The sequence below is a fragment of the Agrobacterium rubi TR3 = NBRC 13261 genome (assembly GCF_000739935.1).
Classification (GTDB): Bacteria; Pseudomonadota; Alphaproteobacteria; order Rhizobiales; family Rhizobiaceae; genus Agrobacterium; species Agrobacterium rubi.
This window is the reverse complement of sequence record NZ_BBJU01000033.1, coordinates 35,542-55,672: the sequence shown is the minus strand read 5'-3', so window position 1 is coordinate 55,672 and position 20,131 is coordinate 35,542. Positions and strand designations below refer to the sequence as shown.

Here is a 20,131-nt window from a genome sequence, read left to right as displayed (position 1 = left end):
AATCTCAATGGTCGCCAAATTCGACGATCACATCCCACTTTACCGACTGTCGGAGATGTACGATCGGCTTGGGATCGATATCTCCCGTTCCGTGATGGCCGACTGGATGGGGCGTGCATCGGCTTTGCTCGGCCCCCTGATCTTGCTGATCAGAGCGCATATCGCGGCCGTCGATCGGATCCATACCGACGACACTCCGGTCGATGTTCTCGACCCTGGACGAGGAAAGACCAAGACCGGGAGGGTCTGGGTCTACGTCTTCGATGGGCGTGGCTATCAAGATCCCCGGCCCGGAGCGATCGCTTATTATTACAGCCCTGACCGCAAGGGGGTGCACCCGGCTGAACATCTTTCCAACTTCAGTGGCGTGATGCACGCGGACGGCTATGCTGGCTACAACAAGCTGTATGGCAATCAGATCATAGAGGCTGCCTGCATGGCGCATGTACGCCGCAAATTCCATGACGTGATCAAACTCAAGCCATCACCGATCGCGCAGGAAGCGCTGACGCGCATCGGTGCTCTCTACGATATCGAGGATCGTATCCGTGGCATGTTGCCTGACGAGAGACGGGATTTGCGCCAGCAGCATGCCAAACCCATCCTGGCCGAGCTGAAAGAGTGGATCGAGGATGTCCAGACAACACTGCCACAGAAACAGAAGCTGGCGGAAGCGATGCGGTATGCGCTGTCACGATGGGCAGCATTGAGCGTCTATCTTGATGACGGCCGGATTGAAATCGACACGGATGTTGTTGAACAGCCCCTTTCTCAGCCTTTTTGTGGTTTAGGTGGCCTATCTCTCCAGGCTTCGACCATGGCTGCGTAGGCTGCCTCCGCCTGTGCAACGAGCTCCATCTCTCGATGGCGGATTTCCTTGATCCAGTAATCGCGGGCGGGACCAGCTGGCCCATGTGCTTTGGCTGCGCCGGCACGCAGTTCAAGCTTGCGCATCTTCATGGCAACAAAGGCGGGCCGAGCCCATCTGTAGGGAGCTTCCTTGGTCAGCAACTCCCAGATCAGATTTGCGATCTTGCGCGCCGTTGCGACCGCCGCGACGTTGAGGCCTTTGCGGTCCTTAATCCGGAGAAAGAAGGCACGCAGCGGCCCCGGAACCGACGCGGCCGACCAGGCAGCTTCAATCAGCATCGTTCTGGCAATCGCATTTCCCTGTTTCGAGATGCGGCCATGGATTGCCCCGCGATCGCCGGACTGGCGCACCCGCGGGGTCAAGCCGAAGTAGCTCGCAAGCCGGTCGGGCGTCGGGAACCGGGAGATGTCGCCAATGGCGGCTATCACCGCTGTGGCAACCACAGAATTTATTCCGGCGATCGTCATCAGCTTGCGCGTGCGAGTGTCGTCGAGCGCAATTCGCGCCATGGTGCCATCCAGCTTTTCAAGCTTGCCCTTCAGCCAGTCCAGTTCATCGAGATGGCGGGCGAGGAGGTCGCGCTCTGCCCTGGGCAACGGGGCCGTCGAGAGCCAGTCCCTGCCGCCTTTTCCGAACAGATGTCCCGAGTATTTCGGCACGAGATTGGCGTGGAGAACGGCTTGGACCCTGCTCTTCACCCGTCGCACTGATCGCACGAGCGCCGCGCGCTCCGAGACGAGACGACGCAGGTTCAGGGTATCGTCATCCGCGGCCCAGACCTCTGGCAAAAAGCCGGCGGCATGAAGCTGCGCTAGAATCCTCGCGTCGACTTTGTCGGTCTTCACGCGCGCGTGGGCGATGGCCTTCACCTGAAGCGGGTTCGCGATAACGACCTTGGCCACGAAAGGCGTCAGCAACCTTACGATGGCCGAGGTGTTCCCGGTCGCTTCCAGTATAACTTCGTCATCTTTTCGAAGCTTCTGCCCAAAGGCCACCACAGCGTCGTAATCCAGTTCCACCCGGAATTCTTCTGTGACCTTGCCCCGGTCAAGAACCGCGACCTGCGCAAAACTTCGATGCACATCCATTCCGATCGACCGCATTCAAAATCCTCCATGTTGTTAATGGGGGAGTGCGCGGGCTGTGCGACATCTACGGATAAGCGCTCGCAGCGCAGACGGGATAGTCGCAGGGGCGGCCAGATAACAACGCGAGCTCGCAGCTCAAAGTCAATTCGGCCTGCCCGCTTCTTCGCACTCCGACGCCCCTGTCCCGACAGGACAATTCTAACATGACAGGATAGAATTGGCCTAGCGTTCGTGGGGCGCCGATGGCAACATGCCCGATAACAACATAGCTGAGCGTGCCATGCGGCCGCTTGGTGTTGGAAGGCGAAACTGGTTGTTTGCGGGCTCAGACAAGGGTGGTGAGCGCATCGCAAATATCCTGAGCATCATCGAAACAGCAAAGCTCCACGGCCACAATCCGGAGGCGTATTTGACCGATGTCCTATCACGCATTCAGGATCACCCCGCGGATCGCCTCGACGAGCTTTTGCCTTGGCGGTGGTCACCGCTAAAAAAATTGAACGAGGCGGCCTGATGGTTCGCTCAAAACAGGATTGAGTGATGCTGACAGAAAGCCCGCTCACCGGACGCTAACCTTACGAAAACGCGCCACCGATCTTAAAGCGTTAGCTCTCTGATTTTCAGGCGACCGCCTCTTTCGGTGCGGATGCTATGCCCGCAGCCTCTTTGCGCTTGACCGCTTCAATGTCGCGGTAACGGTGCGCCGGGTGGTTTGCGGGCAAATGGTCGCCTGCGCCGAACAGCTTTTCGCGCAGGGTTCCGGGCTGGTAGGCCGTGGGATAAACGCCGCGTTTCTGGAGTTCGGGAACGATATAGCCGACGATATCCTCAAAGCTGTCAGGCGTGACCGCATAAGCGAGGTTAAACCCGTCAACATCGGTATCATCGACCCATTCTTGCAGAATATCGGCGACGCGCTCCGGAGGGCCCACGAACACAGGCCCCATACCGCCTATTCCACCGAATTGCGCAAGCTCATCAATCGTCCAGGATTTATCGCCGCCAGCGATGTGTTCGACAAAGGAATGAATTGCATTCGTTTCGATGCGCTCTACGACGTCGGTTGGCGCGTATTGTCCAAAATCAATGCCGCTCCAGCCCGACATGAAGACCAGCGAACCGTCATAGGAAACGAAGCTCCGATATTCCTCGAACTTCTTCTGGGCCTTTTCCTCTGTCTCGTCGGTGATGATGGTGATCAGCGTGTAGATATAGACCTTCTTCGGGTCACGCCCGGCTTCCGCCACCCGCCTGCGCATATCCGCGACATGGGCTTTGAGGACTGACTTTGTCGGTGCCGCAACGAAAATGCACTCGGCTTGTTCGGCAGCGAAAGCTTTGCCCGGCCCGGACGCACCCGCTTGGTAGAGAACCGGCGTGCGCTGCGGTGATGGCTCGCTCAAGTGATAGCCGGGAACGTCGAAATATTTGCCCTTGTGGCCGATCTCGTGGACCTTTGACGGGTCAGTGAAGATGCGCCTTTCCCGGTCACGTAAAACCGCACCCTCTTCCCAGCTGCCTTCGAAGAGTTTGTAGAGCACCTCGACATATTCGGCGGCAACCTCGTAGCGATTGTCGTGGCGGCGCAGACCGCCTTCGCCGATATTCTTGGCACCGCTTTCAAGGTAGGAGGTGACGATATTCCAGCCGATGCGACCTTTTGTGTGGTGGTCGGCTGTGGAGAGCCTTCGCGCGAATGTGTAAGGATGCTCGAAAGACGTGGAAGCCGTTATTCCGATGCCCAGATGCTCCGTCGCAAGCGCGATGGGTGCCGCCAGTTGCAGCGGATCGTTGACGGGAATCTGCGCTGCCTGATGGATGGCGTGGTAGTTGGAGCCTTTGTAGACATCATAATAGCCGATCACGTCGGCGATGAAGATACCGTCGAAGATGCCGCGTTCCAACGTGCGGGCAAGATCCTGCCAATAGTCCAAATCCTTGTATGTCCATGATTTATCACGCGGATGCGCCCAAAGACCGGGCGACTGGTGGCCAACGCAGTTCATATCGAACGCATTGAAACGGATGGTCTTGCTCATCATCAACTCCACAATTTTGTCCCGCGACGATACGGTTTGGTGGCGATGAAGAGAAAGAGCGTCCTTACCCTGTATGAAGACGACAGAAGAAAAAACTTCCACATATTACTATATTAAAAACATAGAATGACTTTCAAGAAGGCGCGCCTGTGCGATGCTCTGCCACGCCGATTTAACCCGTTTGTGAGGCATCTGCATGGGCACGATTTCCGAGACCAAAATCGATTACAACATCCACCCGCGCGTCAATTCCGCAGACCCGGTCGCGCCGAGACCGCGCCCTTCGGTTCCAGCTCACATTATCCGCTCCGATGCCGAGGCCATCGAGATTGCGGAGCGTCTTGCGGAAAAGTTCAAGGTGGGTGCTGCGCTGCGCGACCGGGAAGGGCTTTTGCCCGTGACGGAGCTGGATGATTATTCGCAAAGCGGTCTGTGGAGCATGAATGTGCCGAAGGCCTATGGCGGACCGGAAGTCTCCTATGCCACGCTTGCCAAGGTCATCGCCACGATAGCGGCGGCCGACCCCGCCATTGCCCAGACAACCCAGAATCATCTCGCCATCATCGCAACGGCCGATCTGGATGGGACGGAAGAGCAGAAGAAGCTGTTCTTCGGTTGGGCGCTTCAGGGCCTTCGCTATGGCAACGCCTTCTCCGAGTTGAAGAGCAAGACGGTTGCCGACTTCGAAACCAAGGTGGTTCACGATGGCGACGATGTCATCGTGAACGGCGAAAAGTTTTATACCACAGGCGCGTTGCTGGCCCACATCGTCCCCATCGTCGGTGTCGATGAGACCGGCCAGGGCTATCTCGTCTTTGCCGACCGGGATGCGCCGGGCCTGACCGTGACCAACAACTGGTCCAGCTTTGGCCAGCGCACTACGGCGTCAGGATCGGTGAAGATCGAGAATGTGCGTGTGCCCAAGTCGCGGGCGTTGAAGGTGACATCCTTCGATCACCCGACTGTCGGCGGCCCCGTCTCGCAGATCATTCAATCGGCCATCGATGCCGGCATTGCCCGCGGCACGATCGAGGACACGATTTCATTTATCAACACCTATAGCCGTCCGTGGATCGATAGCGGCAAGCAGAAGGCGAACGAGGATCTGTTCACGATTGCAGCGATTGGTGACCTCAAGATCAAACTGCATGCGGCTGAGGCACTGCTGGAAATCGCAGGCCGTAGCATCGATATCGCCAGGGCAAACTCCACGTTGGAAACGGTGTCGGAAGCGACGATCAAGACGGGAGAATCCAAGGTTCTGACCACGGAAATTGCGATCCTGTCGACCAACAAACTGTTCGAACTGGCGGGAACGCGCTCGACTCTTGCCGAACATGGGCTGGACCGCCACTGGCGCAATGCCCGCGTTCATACGCTGCATGATCCTGTCCGGTGGAAGTTCTACCACGTCGGCAATTATTACCTCAACGGTGCGCATCCGCCGCGCCACGCCTGGAACTGAGGTTATACGGCATGACAACGACGGATAGAACGCTGCATCGCCAGGCCGCATTGACGGCGGGTAGGCCTGCGCCGCATGTGCCTCCGCGCCAGAAGCTCGCGCACATCATCAAGAGTGATGACGAGGCTATCGCCATTGCCAAGGAGTTGGCCCACGAGTTTGTCGTGGGTGCTGCGGAGCGCGACAGGGAGCGGCGTTTGCCGCTGGCGGAGATCGAGCGCTTCTCGCAGAGCGGCCTTTGGGCCATCACCGTGCCGAAGCAATATGGCGGTGCGGAGGTGTCAGCGGTGACGCTGGCAGAGGTGACCGCCATTATATCGGCTGCCGATGGCAGCATCGGGCAAATACCGCAGAACCATTTCTACATGGTGGAAGCGTTGCGGCTTGCCGGCAGCGAAGAGCAGAAAAAGCATTATTTCCAGCGTGTTCTGCAGGGTGACCGGCTGGGCAATGCCTTCACCGAAATCGGGACGAAGACGCCGGTCGATTACAAGACGCATTTCGCAGAACGAGAGGGAAAACTGCTGCTCAACGGGCAGAAATTCTATTCCACCGGCTCGCTGTTCGCCCATATCATCGTGGCTGTCGCCAAAGGACCGGATGAGCGCGTGAACATCGTTTTCATCGACCGCTCGACGGCAGGCCTCAACCTCATCGATGACTGGACATCCTTCGGCCAGCGCACGACCGGCAGCGGCACCGTGACCTTTGACGATGTGGAGATCACGCCGTTTCAGGTGGTTGACCAACAGGGCGTGTTCGAACGGCCGACCACGATGGGGCCGTTCGCGCAGATTATTCATGCCGCCGTGCAGGTGGGCATCGCCCGTGGGGCGCTGGCCGAAACGGTGTCTTACGTTCGCGCCCATGCCCGCCCGTTCTTCGAACTCGATATCGAGCATGGATACGAGGATCCGCACACCATCCACTCGGTAGGCGATGTCGCGATCCGGGTTCACGCAGCCGATGCGCTGTTGGCAAGGGCGGGGCGCATTCTCGATGAAGCCACGGCTTCACCCAATGAGAAAACCGTGGCGGCAGCCTCCATTGCGGTAGCGGAAGTGAAAGCGCTAGGGACGGAGGTAGCGCAACTGGCCTCGACCAAACTCATCGAACTCGGCGGGGCGCGCTCGACGCTGGAAAGCTATGGTCTCGACCGCTTCTGGCGCAATGCCCGGACGCATTCACTGCACGATCCGGTCCGCTGGAAATACCACCATATCGGCAATTTCTATCTCAACGGCACTTTACCGCTGCGCCACGGCGCCATCTGATTTATCACTGCCAGGACAGACAGCATGACATACGCTCCCAAACCCGACCGCTACGAAGAGGCGACGTTCCGCCGCACAGGCCGCAGCGGGCTTAAACTGCCGCCCATTTCTCTCGGTCTCTGGCACAATTTCGGCGATACGACACAACTCGAAACGCAGCGCTCTATCCTGTTCAAGGCTTTCGATCTGGGCATCACCCATTTTGACCTCGCCAACAATTATGGCCCACCAGCGGGCAGTGCGGAAATCAACTTCGGTAATATTCTAAAGCAGAATCTCGCCGCCTATCGTGACGAGTTGATCATCTCCACCAAGGCGGGATGGGATATGTGGCCGGGACCCTATGGTCGCGGTGGCGGATCAAAGAAAGCCTTGCTCTCCAGTCTCGACCAGAGCCTGAAACGGCTGGGGGTGGAGTATGTCGACATCTTCTACTCCCACCGTTTCGATGCAGAGACGCCGTTGGAAGAAACGGCGGATGCGCTGGCGCAGGCCGTGCGGCAGGGCAAGGCGCTTTATGTCGGCGTGTCCTCCTATTCCGGTGCCAAGACCCGCGAGATCGCGACACTTTTGAAGGAACGTGGCACACCGCTGCTCATCAACCAGCCCGCTTACAATCTGTTCAATCGCTGGGTCGAGAAAGACCTGCTGGATGCCACCGATGAGGTCGGCGCTGGTGTGATTGCCTTTACGCCACTGGCGCAGGGATTGCTGACCAACAAATATCTGAACGGCATTCCGCAGGATGCCCGCGTCAACCGTCCCGGTGGGGATTTCCTCCGGCCGGAGCATCTGAAGGAAGAGAACATCAAGCGGGCGCAGGCGCTCAACGAAATCGCGCAGAGACGCGGCCAATCACTGGCGCAGTTTGCCATCGCCTGGGTTCTGCGAGACAAGCGTGTGACGTCTGCTCTGATCGGCGCAAGCTCGGCAAAACAGGTTGAGGAAAGTATTGCGGCACTGAAAAATCCGTATTTCACGGCAGATGAGCTTGCTGAGATCGATCGCTATGCGGTGGAGGGCGGTATCAACTTGTGGGAAAAACCGTCGCACGACGAAGCGGTCTAATCTCCAACACATGCCCGGATTTGCGTCCGGGCATGTCCTCGTCAGAGGTCGGATGGAAAGCGCCATTGCGCCGCCACATGCGGTTCTGCCAGTCGGTCACCCTTGCCGAACAGCCGGCTGCGCAGGGTTCCCTCTTGATAACCGGTTTTGTAGCGACCGCGTGACTGAAGTTCGGGTATGACGAGATCGACAAAATCCTCGTAGCACTCCGGCACGACCGTGCGCGTCAGATTGAAACCGTCGATCTCGCCGTCATCAATCCACGCTTCCAGCTCATCCGCAATCGTAACAGGCGAACCAATGAACGTCGGATAGCGCCCGCCGAGGGCGAGGCTTTCCAGCAGATGACGCTTCGTCCAGCCGCGTTCTCGCGCGGTCTGAACGCCGGATTGAATGGCGTTTCCCTTGCCGCTGTCCTTGATGATCGGGTCATCAAGGGCAAGGCTTTCGAGATCGATGCCGGAGCCGGCCGAAAAATGCGCAAGCCCGGCCTCCGGGCTGGCGTAGCGGCAATACTCGGCATGTTTTTCCCGTGCTTGGCTATCCGTTAGACCCGGAATGACGTTGATACCGACGAAAATCTTGATATCATCGGGCGCACGCCCTTCCTTCAGGGCTTCCGCCCGCAACAGGCGCGATGTTCTTTGCGCTGCGGTGCGATCCGTGGCTGAAATGAAAATGCATTCCGCGTGGCGCGCTGCAAACGCTCTGCCGCGTTCCGAACTGCCCGCCTGAAATAGCACCGGTGTGCGTTGCGGGGATGGTTCGCTGAGGTGGTAGCCATGCGACTGATAGAATGTGCCCTGGTGATCGATGGCGCGAACACGGGCCGGGTCCGTATAGATGCGGCCCTGCTTGTCGGCGCGCACGGCATCGTCCGCCCAACTGCCTTCCCAGAGCTTGTAGAGCAGTTCCAGCGCTTCGTCCGCCTGATCGTAACGGTCGTCATGCCCGGTCATCGCGCTCTGGCCAATGGCACGCGCGGCGCTGTCCAGATATCCGGTGACGATATTCCAGCCCATGCGCCCGCTGGTGAGGTGATCGAGTGTCGACATGCGGCGAGCGAAAAGATAGGGCGGCTCGGCATTGGCGTTGACGGTGACGCCGAAACCCAGATGCTTGCTTGCGGCCGCCATTGCAGAAACCAGCATCATCGGATCGTTGACGGGCAGTTGCACGGATTCGCGCAGCGGCACATCGACCGAGCCGCCATAGACATCGTAGACACCAAGGATATCGGCCAGAAAAATGGAATCGAACAGACCGCGCTCGAGCGTTTGCGCCAGGTTCGTCCAGTAGCCGACTGTCTTGTAGTCGGCAGATCGGTCTCGCGGATGGGTCCAAAGGCCATGATTGATATGGCCGACGCAATTCATACTGAAAGCGTTCAGGCGAATTTCCTTTTTGGGCATTCCATCAACCGCCATATTCGATGATCTCAAGCCCTGCATTGTAGTCGGTTGCGTAGATCAGGCCAGCCGCATCCACAAAAACATCTGCCGACTGAATGACCTTCGGGCGACCGGGCCTGCGGTCGGTCATGACCGTTGGTCCCGCTGGCACCAAAGCGCCAGTTTCAACAGGATGGTAAGGAACGGAAATATCGAAGGCACGAATGCCTGCATTCTGCCATGTCGCAAAAATCAGGGTCTCCGAAACGAAGGATCCGGGCCGGTTTTCGTGCAGATTATGCGGGCCGAAATGGCCACCCTTTTTGGTGTAGTCTATCTCGTTGGGAATCGGGAAAGTGGATATGCTGACAGGGTTTTCCGGCACGCGGATATCGAACATCCAGGTGTGTTTTCGCCCGTCTTCTTCATTGTCCAGCACCGCCTCATCGGCAACGACCAGAAGATCGCGGCCCGGCAGCGGCAGCGGAGAATGCGTGCCGCCGCCGTAGGGTGGCGACCAGTTGTGGTGCTTGATGAGTTTGGGAGCCGAGTGGTCGGAGATATCCAGCAGCGTCAGCCCGCCATCGCGCCAGCAGGCATAGGCCGTGGTGCCGTGAACCAGCGCGTGGTGAAGGGCATAGCGTTTTCCTTCGCCCCAATCTGGCATTTCACCCTTGGCGAGGTTCATGCCCGGCAGCCACCATTGTCCAACGATAAAGGGTTTGGTGGGATCGGCAAGATCGATGGTGACGAAGATGTAGTCAGAAAAGCCATCCAGCAGTGCGGACGCATAGGCATAGCGACCGCCAACGTACCAGATGCGATGGAGGCCGACACCCTCCACATCCAGCTGACCGATCCGTTTCGGGCGATCCGGCGTGGAGATATCGAACACGGCCATCCCAGCCGTCCAGCTGCGCTCACGCTTTTCCGCAGCAACGGTTTCACCAATGGATTTGGTGTAATAGGCCTTTTCGTCGGTGAAGCTTTCCACATCTGCGAAGAGGTCGAGCGCGTTGATGACGAGCAGGAGATCGTCATGCGTCTGGAGATGGATGTTCCAGGTGTTGGGCGGCGCCTGGATGTAGTTGACAGTCTGGGGCCGTCGCGCATCACGCACATCTACAATCGAAAACCCTTGCGACCACGGATGGGCGACATAGGCATGACCGCGGTGTACCATCAATTGCAACCCGTCTCCCCTGCCACCGATATCGCTGTGGCCGACGAGCTTCATGTTGCAGGCGAAATCTGGCGTCGGCAGGTCTGGGCTGGTCATGTCTGTCTCTTGGTACCGGAAACGGGAAAGGCACCGCGCGGGACGCGGTGCCGGATATCGGGCATGTCTCACTTCGTAGCGGATGGTATCCAGCTCGCGGTTGCCGCGTCGCTTTTCAGGAAGGCCGGGAATTTTTGCTGAAGTTCTTCGATTGTGCCGATGTTGTTTTTCACCAGATCGTCCCGCGTGATGAGGGTGGGCTGGAGAAGAACCGATTTTCCGGGGGATTGACCGGCAATATCCAGCGAGACCGCCCGCACCGAGACTTCGCCAACCACGGCAGCATTGGTTGCCGCTGTCGCCACCCAGGCGCTATCGGGTTCGGTAATGAGCTGGATATCGGCGGTCGAAATATCGACGCCGTAAATCTTGATCTGCGTCGAGAGGCCAAGCTCATCGACGGCGAGTTTCACGCCCTTGGCGAACTCGTCCCATGGGGTGAAGATGACCTTGATATCCGGGTTGGCGCGCAAAATTGCCTTGGTCTGATCGGCGACAGAAGCGGGCACCGTATCGTTCACCACACCCCACACGGCTTTCTCCGTCAGCTTGTGCTTTTCCACGAACTCCTTCCAGACTGCATAGCGACGGTCCAACGGGGCAAAGCCCGCGACATAGACAGCACCGGCGACGAAGCCATCACCATTGTCCTTGATCGCCTGATCGAGAACGAGCTTGGCCATATCCTTATCGCTCTGTTCGATCTGCGGTATCTGCGGATTGTCGAGGTTCACGTCATAAGCGACGACCTTGATGCCCTTGTCGAGCGCCTTCTGAGCCACATCTTTCAGCACTTCCGGGCGACCATTGTTGATGACGATGCCATCCACGCCGAGATTGATCGCCTGCTCGACCAGATTGCGCTGCGCGTCATTATCGTTGCGCGCTTGCGAGACGGTGAGGTTGATGCCCAGAGCATCGGCCTGGCGTTTGACCCCAGCTTCGAAAGCCTGAAGCCAATCGCCGCTGCCGAGGAAGCTGATGACGGCGACGTTCACCGTTTTCTTGTTGAAAGGTGCAGGCGCGCCCGCAATGCCGGCAGAAAAGGCGCTTGTGGCAACGATCGCGCTGGAGATGGCGGCAACGGCACATATTTTGAGGGTTTTGAACATGATGTCCACTTCATTGGATGAGGTTGAGGATCAGTTTTTTGCGCGCGCAACGCCGTAGGTCAGGGCCAAGGCACCGACGAGAACCGCGCCTTTGATGAAGTCCTGTGTGTAATAAGGGGCGTTCAACATGGTCAGACCGTTGAGCAGAACGCCAACGAAGACCGCGCCAACCAGAGTGCCGAGGACATTGGGACGTCGCAGCGCCAGCACCGCAAAGCCGATCAATGCCGCAGCAACGGAATCCATCAGCAGCGATGCGCCCGAAGACACGTCTCCACGACCGACACGGGCAGCGACGATGATGCCGCCCAGTGCCGCAAGCGTGCCGGAGAGCACATAGGCGAAGGTCTTGATGCGATCGACATTCGCGCCCGCCAGCCGCGCCGCCGTCTCGTTACCGCCGGTCGCGTAGATCAGCCGCCCAAGCCGCGTCCGCTCCGTCAGGATGAAGAGGATCACGGCGACGATAATCATGAGGATGACCGGCAGCGGAATGAGGCCGAAGAGGCTGGAACGACCGATGGTTAGAAAGGTGGGATCGTATTTGCCGGTTGCGGTGGAGCCATCCGGCAGAATGAGACCAACGGAGATGGAGCGGCCCGCCGTCGGGATGAGCTGAAGACCCGTCAGCAGAAACATGGTCGCAAGCGTCGCCAGCAAATCCGGCACTTTCAGTTTGACGATCAGAAACGCATTGGCGAGACCAACAAGCGCCCCGAAAGCCAGCACAAGCGGCACGGTTTGATAGGCGTTCAGCCCCAATACGATCATCAGATAGCTGGCCGCCATGACGCTCGACGCCGCCACGGCACCGACAGATAGGTCAAAGCCATTGATGGCCAGCGTGACGCTCACGCCCGCTCCGATGATCGCAACCACCGAGACAGCCTGCAAAATACTCATGAGGTTGTTGATGTTGATGAAGGCGGGCTGCGCCAGCGAAAAGCCGATGACCAAAGCCCCGAGCAGCAGAAAAACGGCACCGCGCCTTATGGCGTTTCTGAAGGTTTCCGTTGTTGCGTGGTAGGCTGGTTTTTCAGCGATCTGTTCCGTGCCATCGACCATCAGGCAAGTTCCTTGTCAGGCTGCGTTGCGTCCACATCGCGCGTAGTGTCAAAAAGAGTGTGGTGTTCCATGACCAGAACCCGGTCAGCGACCTCGAAGGCTTCCTCCGGGTCGGATGTGGCAATCAATGTTGCCCGATCCGAATGGCAACGGATGGTGGTGATAATGTCCTGGCGCGCACCCACATCCACGCCTTGAAAAGGCTCATCCAGCAAAAGCAGGCGGCTCGGTTCTGCTTCCCAGCGGGCAATCACCGTCTTTTGCTGGTTGCCGCCGGACAAAGACCAGACGGATGCCGAGGCAGATTGCGCCTTGATCGCCAGCCGTTTTATGGCGTCCTCGCCTTCCTTCAGTTCTCTGTTGGAAAACAGAAAACCGGAGGGGTACCATTTTTTCAGATGCGGCAGGCTGATGGTTGCGGCAATGCTTTCGCCCGGCCAGTCGGCATGGATGAAGGAAGAGCGGTGCCGATCTTCCGCAGCCATGGCGACACCGGAAGAGATCGCATCTGCTGGATTGCGTGGAGCATATAGTTTGCCGTCCAATGATGCTGTTCCTTCCGCAAAAGCACCCAGCCCGAAGAGGGATGACAGCAATCGGCTTTTGCCAGCGCCCAGAACACCGGTGATGGCGACGACCTCTCCTTCCCGTACCGAAAGCGAAAAAGGCTTTGCTCCTGGCAGAAGACGCACATTTTCGAGTTCGAGAACTGTTCTGCCGAATGTCTCTCGGCGGGCCGGTCGAGCCGACTTGAGCGAACGACCAATCATGGTTTCAATGGCCGCATCGAAATCGATAGGCTGTCTGAACGATCCGACATTGCGACCGCCACGCAGGATTTCCACCCGGTCTGCCAAAGCCGCCAGATCGGCAGTGCGGTGGGAAATGTAAAGGACACTGATGCCGCGCTGTTTCAGCCCGCGAACCAGATCGTAAAGCCGCAGGGATTCGCGCGATGACAGGCTGGCCGTGGGTTCATCGAGAATGAGAAGGCGGGCTTTGTTGGCCAAAGCACGGGCAATCGCCAGCAATTGCCGATCTGCGGCGCTAAGGTCTTCGAAATCTCGATCCAGCGGCAGATCGAAACCGGCATCCGCCAAGATGTTGGCCGCGGCCTTTCGGATGGACTTTCGCGACAGGAAAAACGGATGCCGCCCATCAACGAAATGATTGAGAAGAAGTGCATCTGCCACCGTCAGGCCGGGAATGCCGACAACATCCGTTGATTGATGAACGGTGACGATACCCTTTGTTGCCGCTTCCGCAGGCGTTTTCGGCACAAATTCCTCGCTTTGCCACAGGATATTTCCCGCATCGGGACGATAAAGCCGGGACAAGATTTTGACCAGAGTCGATTTACCCGCGCCATTTGCGCCCATCAGCGCAACCACTTCACCGGCCTCTATCGTGAGGTTGGCGTTTGCGAGTGCCCTGGTCGAACCAAAGGCGAGAGAGACATTCTGGACGTCAAGGATTGGCATAGCGGGAGCGCCTGTGGATGACGATCCAGTGTCGTAAGCTTCCTGTTGGCGCAAACAAGGATGCCGTTTCTATAGTATTTCTAATGCATGGAATAAATTTTCATGCCGCAAACGCCCATCCATCACGTTGTTGAATAGCGTTTCTCCGCGAGTGTTTGGCTGCCGAGTAAAACGTTCTGTTTACGGCTGTTGCAGAGACAAACAAAACCCGAGGAGTTGCCGAATTTGGTACGAAGTAGTCCATGCATTTCATCGATTTCATGATGATATTTGACCAGAAAATTCTGCTCGATAGTCACAAGGAAATGCCATGTCCGTCAGACCACTCGTTTTCGCTTCGGCCTTAGTGTCTTCAATCCTGCCTTTTACAGCCGCGCAGGCGGAAGGGCTTGCCGGTGCGCCCGCACCATTCGATAAGGGCGGCGTAAAAATCGCCCTCGTTGGATATATTTCAGCCGGTGATTTCTTCCAGGCCTATCAGGCTGGTGCTGTCGCGCAGGCAAAAGTGCTTGGTGTGGACCTGCGGGTGTTTCAGGGCCGACAGGATGCGGCCCAGCAGCGTGAACAGATATTGCAGGCCATCAATCTGGGTATGGACGCCATCATCGTGGACCACGGACAGCCTGAATCGCTGACCGATGTGGTGCAGCAGGCCCTTGATAAGGGCATCAAGGTCGTGGCTTTCGACGTGAACATGAACAACCCGAAAATCCCGCAGATCGAGCAATCAGACCACAGATTGGCCGAACTGGCGCTTGCGCAGGCACTCAAGGATAACGGCACCAGCTTCAATGCGGGTTATGCCTATGTCGCCGGTTTTGCCCCGCTGGATCGCCGCAACGAGATATGGGACAAGGTGAAGGGCGAAAACAAGGGTATCGTGGAAAAGGCCCGGTTCGGAACGGTCAGCGATACGACCGCGACGGCAACCGCAGATCAGGCCAAGGCGATATTTCGCGCCAATCCCGATATCTCGGTGGTGTTTGCGCCTTACGATGAGTTCGCGCGCGGCGTGAAACTGGCCGTTGCCGATCTCGGCATTGCCGATAAGGTCAAAATCTACTCGGCGGATATCTCCACCGCCGATATTCAGGAAATCGTAGAGCCCGGCAGCCCGTGGGTGGCAACAGCCGCAACCAATCCAGCCGTGGTGGGCGCAGTCTCGGTCCGTGCGGCCGCCCTTCAGATTGCCGGTGAGCCGGTGCCGGGCAGAGTCGTCGTGGACCCGGTTCTTGTCACACAAGAGCAGCTGCGCGATGCCGACGTGAAGACAATCGAGGATCTGGCGAAGAAAATCCCAGCATTCTCCACCAGCGGCGTTGCCACGGCGAGCTGGATACCCGCTGCGGCGTTTTGATCGTCTTGCGTCTTTGTGCGTTAAGTCAGCGTGCGCGGAATGCTTGCAAGCAGTTTGCGGGTTTAGATGTGGCGAGGTTCCGTCGGACCATCTCCGATGGATCTGCTTCAACGTATGATCGACCGGTGTCTAGTCGACCAAACTCGTCCAAAACGAGTATGACCGCGATCACACAGCAAGACCGAACGTTTACTGACCAAGGCGGCGACGTGACAGCGCCTCCCTCAATCCATTGTTCGGATTGAGGGAGGCATAGTCAGTGAGCTCATTAAGATAATCGCGCACAGATCTCTCAGGGCTCAAGACCGTTAAAACTCTTCCCAGCTTTCTTTGACGGCAGCGTTGCCGGAAACAGCTCTTGTCACCTTTGCCGCGATCCGATGTGCTGGTGAGGAAACGGGACGATGATGTGGACCCGCTGCCATGACAGACGCCGTCTGTCGCAAAGCACCGACCAGCTGGAACTGCGAGATGAGTTCACGCAGCCTGCCGCTTTCATTGGCAAGCGTGGCACCCGCTGCACTGGTTTCTTCCACCATTGCCGCGTTCTGCTGGGTCACCTGGTCCATCTGGTTGACGGCCGTGTTGACCTCCGCAAGACCAACGGATTGCTCCTTGGCCGACGTCGCGATTGAGTCCATGTGCTGATTGACAGTGATGATGTAGCCTTCGATCGTCTTCAGCGCTTCGCCCGTTTCGCTCACGAGTTTCACGCCGCTTTCAACCTCGACGGAGGAATTACGGATCAGCCCCTTGATCTCCTTGGCGGCCTGTGCGGAACGTTGGGCAAGTTCGCGCACTTCCTGAGCGACGACGGCGAAACCTTTGCCGGCCTCTCCGGCACGTGCGGCTTCGACACCGGCGTTGAGTGCCAGCAGGTTGGTCTGGAAGGCGATTTCGTCGATGACGCCGATGATATTTGATATCTGGGCCGAAGACTGTTCGATCTTCTGCATCGCATCGACTGCATTGGCCACAACCCTGCCGGACTCGGCTGCGCTTTGATTGGCCTGAACGGCAATCTTGCGAGCTTCGTCAGCGCGTTTGGAGGAGTTGGCAACGTTGACGGTGATCTGGTCGAGGGCTGCGGCTGTCTCTTCAAGAGAGGCGGCTTGCTGTTCCGTCCTCTTTGACAGATCGTCGGCGCTGGTGCTGACCTCACGGCTACCGTTATCGATTGCGCTGGCGGCATCGGCAACGGAACGCAGGGTTTGCGACAGCTGGGTCACGGCACCGTTGAAATCGGATCTCAATTTTTCGAATTCAGGCGCGAATGAATCCACCAGCTGAAATGTCAGGTCACCTTCAGAAAGATGCTTCAGTCCTTCGCCCAGACCCTTGGTAGCCTGCGCCATGGCTTCAGCCTTGGCGTGGTCGGCAGCCGCATTTCTCTGACGGTCTTCTTCCGTCAGACCACGCTGCTTTTCTGCTTCCTGCTCCAGTTCGATCTTGGCAACCGCTGCCTTGCGGAAGATTTCCAGAGCCGTCGCCATTTCGCCGACTTCATCCTTGCGACCAAAGCCGGGTATGGTCAGGGACGTATCGCCCGAAGCCAGCTTCGCCATCGTCGAGTTGATTGCCGTCAGCGGGCGAACAAGGCCGAAATTGAGAATGACGAGACTGATAACGGCAACGAGCAGCAGACCGACGGCTCCTATGATGGACAGCATCTGCGCGGTTGCGGCTGCCTTATTTGCAGCCTCCGTGCGAATGCCCAGAAGACCAACTTCGACCTGGGTGATTTCATTGACCTTGGAGGACACGCCGTCCATGTACTGCTTGCCACCGCCTTGAGCGGCATGCTTGAATGCCTGATCGCGCGTGGCGGGGTCGGAAGCCCATGCCAATCTCGGCTTGGCGACATTGTCCAGCCAGCCCTGGAAAAACCCATCCAGTTCCTCAAGACGTTTTTGCTGTGGTGGGTTATCGGATGTCAGTTGGCGCACTTCGGCCAAGGCAGTCCGGTAGTCTTTCTCCGCCGCAGCCCGTGACTGCAGATACGAATCACCGGGAGCGATAAGGTAGGCTCGAACACTGCTCTCCTGCTGGCCAACGGCAATCGTCAAGTCATCCATCATGCCCAGCACCTTGTAGGTGTGCTCGGTGATATCTGCCGAAGCCTGTTGTCTGGAAAGGGATGTCGAGCCAATAAAGGCAACAGCCAACCCGATCGCGATAAGAAGCGCAAGCGATAGGGCAATTTTCGTTAGAATTCTCAGATTGTTGAAGATTTTCATTTGTCGAGACCTTGCACGTAGGAGGCGTTCACTATTTCAACGACGGTGCAAAATCATTTTGCGAGTGGCTTTTTTCAAATCGTCACATTTTCTAAATTAGATCGATAACATTTATAATAAATAAATTTTAAATTGCACGGCAATTAATTGTGCAACTCATTTAGCAGATAGAAGCGGTTCAATTTACCCCAACGATTCCAGGCGTCTGAATGGATTTGCACCGATTGCCCTGCCACCCTCATCGGCATCTGCGCGTCGAAGTAAACCCGATCCGGAGCCTGCCGGTCTCGTTGGTGCGATCTCAATGATGGTTGGAGCTTTTATTGCTTCGGCTGCCACAGCGCTCGGTGGCAAGCAACACGACGACGAGGGAGATCGACCGGTGTCACGCAACGCGTACCACTTCGGCCACCGCGACATCTTAGGCTGCGGTGGCCAATGTAGTGCGCAAAACTTTCAGAATCAGGCCGTTCTGTAGCGTTCCAGCCAGTGAGCATATGGCGCTGGGAGCGTCCAGGACGGTTTGTCGATACCCAGTTCGAGCGCGGCTTGATATGGCCAATGGCTATTGGCAAGCAGCGGGCGACCGAGAGATACCATGTCTACGACATCATCTGCGATCAGCGCATCGGCCTGCTTTGCCTCGCTGATGAACCAGCTCGTCGTAGCAGGAAGTCCAACTTCGCGGCGCACCCGTTGGGCGATGGGTGTCATGAAAGCGGGTCCCCATGGAATATTCGCGGTCGGCGTGGAAAACCCAATGCTGACATCGATGATGTCGAGGCCGCCAGCCTTGAAGCGGCGAACCATTTCGATCCCCTCTTCCAGGTCGTCCGAACCGTCAAATTCGGTCACCCCGAAGCGGGCGGCAAGTGGCAGATGCTCGGGCCAAACGTCGCGAACAGCGGCCAGCGTTTCGAGCAGAAACCTGGCACGCCCGTCAAAGTCGCCGCCGTAATTGTCCGTGCGCTTGTTGGACCAGGTCGAAAAGAAGCTCTGTCCGAGGTAACCATGAGCAAAATGCAGCTCAAGCCATTCGAAACCAGCCGCCAGCGCCCGCTTCGTAGCAGCGACGAAATCGGCTTTGATGCGCTCGATATCGGCAAGGGTCATGGCCTTTGGCACCTTGCCAAGGTTCGCGCCAAACGCAATGGCTGAAGGTGCCAATGTTTCCCAGCCACGCGGATCGGACTCAGCCATATGGTCGTCGCCTTCCCATGGACGGTTGGCGCTCGCTTTGCGGCCAGCATGTCCGATCTGGATACCAGGGATGGCACCGGCAGCCTTCATCAAGGATACGGCCTTTTTCCAGGGCTCGATCTGCTCATCGCTCCAGATGCCGGCGCATCCGGGGGTGATACGGCCTTCTGGTGATACAGCCGTTGCCTCGGCAACCACCAAGCCTGCTCCACCGCGCGCCAGCCCGGCCAGATGGACGTGGTGCCAATCATTGATAATGCCGTCTTCGGCGGAATATTGGCACATGGGCGACACCGCAATACGATTTCGCAAGGTTACGTCTTTGAGTGTGAAGGGGGTAAATAGGGATGACATGGAAGCTCCAATTGATAATCAGCGATATCAATATAAATCTTCGATAGTTCGATTACAATCGAACTTTCCAATAAGATTTTAGGATGCTAGATTGGGTCATGCGCACCATTCCACATCCCGCCCTCGAAGACGTCACACTCACCCAGGTGCTCTACGCCCTCAGCGATCCCGTAAGGCTTTGCGTCGTGCGTCAGCTGTCGCGTGAAGGACAGGCCACGTGCTCGGCACTGGACGGTGGACGACCAAAGTCCAGCATGTCCCACCACTTTAAAGTCTTGAGAGAAGGCGGTCTGGTTTTCACCCGTACTGACGGCCCAGCGCACTTGAATGAATTGCGTCGGGATGAGATCGATAAGCGATTTCCGGGATTATTGGACGCCGTCCTTTCTGCACAAGATGACCCGAGCTGATGGCAGTGCACGCTGTGCATTACGGTACAGTATCCGCCTATTAGGCTTTTTCAACGGGCCAACGGCTTTAATCTGGTGAGCACCTCTGACTGGAAACGTTTTAAAAGACCTTCTTTTCAATCCGGCAGGTCTTTGAGAATCAGCAGCCGATTTCCAGGCGTGTAAGCAACGATCTTCTCTTGCTCAAGAGCATTCAGAACAGCAATGATCTCGCTCTGCGAGAAACCTGCGGCATTCAAAGGCACGCCGATGTCGTTCAAGTTGATCGAAACATCAGGTGATGCCTTGAGGGCACGCAGGCGCCCTAGCAGGGCTATCTCGACCTCTAAAAATCGGCTCATATCAACTTTAAAACCTTCTACATCGTGTCCGTCGTGGGCGGGGCCTGTCGCAAAGATGCCCATGGGTTGACGAAAGCGTCAATCGCCAGAGACGAAACT

Annotated in this window: 15 protein-coding genes and 2 pseudogenes; 7 read left to right on the top strand and 10 right to left on the bottom strand. The window is 57.4% G+C overall.

Annotated features, from left to right (window positions below; genetic code table 11):
- Window positions 1-769, top strand: a pseudogene (gene tnpC / locus RRU01S_RS23505) (IS66 family transposase); the annotation flags it as partial.
- Between the two features lie 2 nt (window positions 770-771).
- Here tnpC and RRU01S_RS23500 read toward each other — a convergent pair.
- The gene (locus RRU01S_RS23500) at window positions 772-1,959 is read right to left on the bottom strand and encodes an IS110-like element ISAtu7 family transposase (protein ID WP_081880184.1); all 1,188 of its coding nucleotides are present in this window, start codon (window positions 1,957-1,959) and stop codon (window positions 772-774) included.
- 256 nt (window positions 1,960-2,215) lie between these two features.
- Between RRU01S_RS23500 and RRU01S_RS23495 the strand changes: the two are divergent.
- A pseudogene (locus RRU01S_RS23495) lies at window positions 2,216-2,473 on the top strand (transposase domain-containing protein); the annotation flags it as partial.
- Between the two features lie 106 nt (window positions 2,474-2,579).
- Here RRU01S_RS23495 and RRU01S_RS23490 read toward each other — a convergent pair.
- The gene (locus RRU01S_RS23490) at window positions 2,580-3,998 is read right to left on the bottom strand and encodes an LLM class flavin-dependent oxidoreductase (protein WP_045232667.1); all 1,419 of its coding nucleotides are present in this window, start codon (window positions 3,996-3,998) and stop codon (window positions 2,580-2,582) included.
- 196 nt (window positions 3,999-4,194) lie between these two features.
- On the opposite strand from RRU01S_RS23490, the gene RRU01S_RS23485 reads away from it, so the two are divergent.
- From RRU01S_RS23485 to mgrA, 3 genes are read left to right on the top strand one after another with little or no spacing between them, the layout of a single operon-like run.
- A complete protein-coding gene (locus RRU01S_RS23485) occupies window positions 4,195-5,463 on the top strand; it encodes an SfnB family sulfur acquisition oxidoreductase (RefSeq protein WP_045232656.1) in 1,269 nt (422 codons plus the stop codon).
- Between the two features lie 11 nt (window positions 5,464-5,474).
- Window positions 5,475-6,737: an SfnB family sulfur acquisition oxidoreductase gene (locus tag RRU01S_RS23480; RefSeq protein WP_045232655.1), complete on the top strand. Its 1,263-nt coding sequence runs from the start codon at window positions 5,475-5,477 to the stop codon at window positions 6,735-6,737.
- A gap of 24 nt (window positions 6,738-6,761) precedes the next feature.
- Entirely contained in the window at window positions 6,762-7,805 is a 1,044-nt protein-coding gene (gene mgrA / locus RRU01S_RS23475) for an L-glyceraldehyde 3-phosphate reductase (protein ID WP_045232654.1), read from the top strand.
- A 41-nt stretch (window positions 7,806-7,846) separates the two neighbouring features.
- On the opposite strand, the gene RRU01S_RS23470 is transcribed toward mgrA, so the two are convergent.
- The 5 genes from RRU01S_RS23470 to RRU01S_RS23450 form a co-directional block, all read right to left on the bottom strand.
- Window positions 7,847-9,217: an LLM class flavin-dependent oxidoreductase gene (locus RRU01S_RS23470; RefSeq protein WP_045232666.1), complete on the bottom strand. Its 1,371-nt coding sequence runs from the start codon at window positions 9,215-9,217 to the stop codon at window positions 7,847-7,849.
- A gap of 4 nt (window positions 9,218-9,221) precedes the next feature.
- The gene (locus tag RRU01S_RS23465) at window positions 9,222-10,475 is read right to left on the bottom strand and encodes an LVIVD repeat-containing protein (protein WP_045232653.1); all 1,254 of its coding nucleotides are present in this window, start codon (window positions 10,473-10,475) and stop codon (window positions 9,222-9,224) included.
- Window positions 10,476-10,543: 68 nt separating this feature from the next.
- The gene (locus tag RRU01S_RS23460) at window positions 10,544-11,587 is read right to left on the bottom strand and encodes a substrate-binding domain-containing protein (protein ID WP_045232665.1); all 1,044 of its coding nucleotides are present in this window, start codon (window positions 11,585-11,587) and stop codon (window positions 10,544-10,546) included.
- Between the two features lie 30 nt (window positions 11,588-11,617).
- Window positions 11,618-12,652 carry an ABC transporter permease gene (locus RRU01S_RS23455; protein ID WP_045232652.1) on the bottom strand — a complete coding sequence of 345 codons (1,035 nt, stop codon included), beginning with the start codon at window positions 12,650-12,652 and terminating at the stop codon, window positions 11,618-11,620.
- A complete protein-coding gene (locus tag RRU01S_RS23450; protein WP_045232651.1) occupies window positions 12,652-14,133 on the bottom strand; it encodes a sugar ABC transporter ATP-binding protein in 1,482 nt (493 codons plus the stop codon). The genes RRU01S_RS23455 and RRU01S_RS23450 overlap by 1 nt, the downstream gene beginning before the upstream one ends.
- 310 nt (window positions 14,134-14,443) lie before the next feature.
- Here RRU01S_RS23450 and RRU01S_RS23445 point away from each other — a divergent pair, with 310 nt between their 5' ends.
- Complete coding sequence (locus RRU01S_RS23445) at window positions 14,444-15,490, top strand: substrate-binding domain-containing protein (protein ID WP_045232650.1); 1,047 nt, start codon at window positions 14,444-14,446, stop codon at window positions 15,488-15,490.
- A gap of 308 nt (window positions 15,491-15,798) precedes the next feature.
- On the opposite strand, the gene RRU01S_RS23440 is transcribed toward RRU01S_RS23445, so the two are convergent.
- Together RRU01S_RS23440 and RRU01S_RS23435 are read right to left on the bottom strand one after the other, a co-directional pair.
- Complete coding sequence (locus tag RRU01S_RS23440) at window positions 15,799-17,727, bottom strand: methyl-accepting chemotaxis protein (protein WP_045232649.1); 1,929 nt, start codon at window positions 17,725-17,727, stop codon at window positions 15,799-15,801.
- A 462-nt stretch (window positions 17,728-18,189) separates the two neighbouring features.
- Window positions 18,190-19,281, bottom strand: a complete 1,092-nt coding sequence (locus RRU01S_RS23435) for an NADH:flavin oxidoreductase/NADH oxidase (RefSeq protein ID WP_045232648.1) — start codon at window positions 19,279-19,281, stop codon at window positions 18,190-18,192.
- Window positions 19,282-19,379: 98 nt separating this feature from the next.
- Between RRU01S_RS23435 and RRU01S_RS23430 the strand changes: the two genes are divergently transcribed.
- Window positions 19,380-19,691: an ArsR/SmtB family transcription factor gene (locus tag RRU01S_RS23430; RefSeq protein ID WP_045232664.1), complete on the top strand. Its 312-nt coding sequence runs from the start codon at window positions 19,380-19,382 to the stop codon at window positions 19,689-19,691.
- A 116-nt stretch (window positions 19,692-19,807) separates the two neighbouring features.
- Here the strand turns inward: RRU01S_RS23430 and RRU01S_RS23425 are convergent, their stop codons facing one another.
- A complete protein-coding gene (locus RRU01S_RS23425; RefSeq protein WP_234936247.1) occupies window positions 19,808-20,095 on the bottom strand; it encodes a hypothetical protein in 288 nt (95 codons plus the stop codon).
- Window positions 20,096-20,131 lie beyond the last annotated feature (36 nt).

Coding starts and splice junctions, on each gene's coding strand:
- RRU01S_RS23450 (WP_045232651.1), bottom strand. CDS start 14,133: ATGCCAATCCTTGACGTCCAGAATGTCTCTCTCGCCTTTGGTTCGACC.
- RRU01S_RS23460 (WP_045232665.1), bottom strand. CDS start 11,587: ATGTTCAAAACCCTCAAAATATGTGCCGTTGCCGCCATCTCCAGCGCG.
- mgrA (WP_045232654.1), top strand. CDS start 6,762: ATGACATACGCTCCCAAACCCGACCGCTACGAAGAGGCGACGTTCCGC.
- RRU01S_RS23430 (WP_045232664.1), top strand. CDS start 19,380: ATGCGCACCATTCCACATCCCGCCCTCGAAGACGTCACACTCACCCAG.
- RRU01S_RS23490 (WP_045232667.1), bottom strand. CDS start 3,998: ATGAGCAAGACCATCCGTTTCAATGCGTTCGATATGAACTGCGTTGGC.
- RRU01S_RS23465 (WP_045232653.1), bottom strand. CDS start 10,475: ATGACCAGCCCAGACCTGCCGACGCCAGATTTCGCCTGCAACATGAAG.
- RRU01S_RS23500 (WP_081880184.1), bottom strand. CDS start 1,959: ATGGATGTGCATCGAAGTTTTGCGCAGGTCGCGGTTCTTGACCGGGGC.
- RRU01S_RS23480 (WP_045232655.1), top strand. CDS start 5,475: ATGACAACGACGGATAGAACGCTGCATCGCCAGGCCGCATTGACGGCG.
- RRU01S_RS23470 (WP_045232666.1), bottom strand. CDS start 9,217: ATGCCCAAAAAGGAAATTCGCCTGAACGCTTTCAGTATGAATTGCGTC.
- RRU01S_RS23485 (WP_045232656.1), top strand. CDS start 4,195: ATGGGCACGATTTCCGAGACCAAAATCGATTACAACATCCACCCGCGC.
- RRU01S_RS23440 (WP_045232649.1), bottom strand. CDS start 17,727: ATGAAAATCTTCAACAATCTGAGAATTCTAACGAAAATTGCCCTATCG.
- RRU01S_RS23425 (WP_234936247.1), bottom strand. CDS start 20,095: ATGGGCATCTTTGCGACAGGCCCCGCCCACGACGGACACGATGTAGAA.
- RRU01S_RS23445 (WP_045232650.1), top strand. CDS start 14,444: ATGTCCGTCAGACCACTCGTTTTCGCTTCGGCCTTAGTGTCTTCAATC.
- RRU01S_RS23435 (WP_045232648.1), bottom strand. CDS start 19,281: ATGTCATCCCTATTTACCCCCTTCACACTCAAAGACGTAACCTTGCGA.
- RRU01S_RS23455 (WP_045232652.1), bottom strand. CDS start 12,652: ATGGTCGATGGCACGGAACAGATCGCTGAAAAACCAGCCTACCACGCA.